The organism is Streptococcus sp. 1449, from assembly GCF_013276805.1.
GTDB lineage: Bacteria > Bacillota > Bacilli > Lactobacillales > Streptococcaceae > Streptococcus > Streptococcus pseudopneumoniae.
Genome location: NZ_VMLS01000088.1, coordinates 1 through 782, shown reverse-complemented (window position 1 = coordinate 782; position 782 = coordinate 1). Strand labels below are relative to the sequence as shown.

Sequence of the window (782 nt, the reverse complement as noted above, 5' to 3'; positions counted from 1 at the left end):
CGCTCCCGCTATCTTCTTTATGCAGGGACTCCTAAAGGGGAGAAAGTCAATGAAAAGATTAGCGGACGTCGTTTTGCGCTAACTTCAATTTTTGCAGGACAAGTATACATAGAGTTTATAGCTCCCATGATTTACAAGAACAGCATGACAAGCGATTTCTTTGTGGAGTGGTTCAAAACGCAACTCCTGCCTGCTTTGAAGACACCTCATGTTATTATCATGGACAATGCTAGTTTTTATCCCAAGAACATTTTGGATGAACTCTGCATCCAAGATAAACACTTTTTCTTACCTCTACCGCCTTATTCACCAGATTTGAATCCTATTGAGCAAGCTTGGGCTATCTTGAAAAAGAAAGTAACAGATTTATTAAGGGAAGTCCCAACTATTTTTGAATGTTTGGAACGCTGATAACGAGAAAATTGTCAATGCCCTTAAACTAGCCTATTCTAACGCCAAACTAGAAGTCACTAATAATCTCATCAAACTTATCAAACGCAACGCCTTTGGTTTTCGGAACTTTAAAAACTTCAAAAAAAATGACGAAATTTGCCCTTTCTCGAGATTAGCTTTTCATCAACCCACTACAGTTGACAAAGAGCCGAAAAATGTCTCGCCTCTAATAACACGAGATAGATTATTATTACATAACAAAAAAAGAGGCCTAAACCTCTTAACTAAATTACTCCGCCAGTAGGACTCGAACCTACGACATCATGATTAACAGTCATGCGCTACTACCAACTGAGCTATGGCGGATTAAAGCTAAGCGACTTCCCTAT

General features: G+C 38.9%; 1 protein-coding gene, 1 tRNA gene and 1 pseudogene. 2 read left to right on the top strand and 1 reads right to left on the bottom strand.

The window, feature by feature from the left end:
* Together HT687_RS10910 and HT687_RS12090 are read left to right on the top strand one after the other, a co-directional pair.
* The coding region (locus HT687_RS10910) for a transposase (protein ID WP_172924203.1) at window positions 1-411 on the top strand (411 nt) is incomplete at its 5' end.
* Window positions 410-697 (top strand): annotated as a pseudogene (locus HT687_RS12090) (transposase); the annotation flags it as partial. The gene HT687_RS10910 and the pseudogene HT687_RS12090, both read left to right, overlap by 2 nt.
* Here HT687_RS12090 and HT687_RS10900 read toward each other — a convergent pair.
* Window positions 686-759 (bottom strand) — tRNA-Asn (locus HT687_RS10900). The pseudogene HT687_RS12090 and the gene HT687_RS10900 overlap by 12 nt on opposite strands.
* Window positions 760-782: the final 23 nt, after the last annotated feature.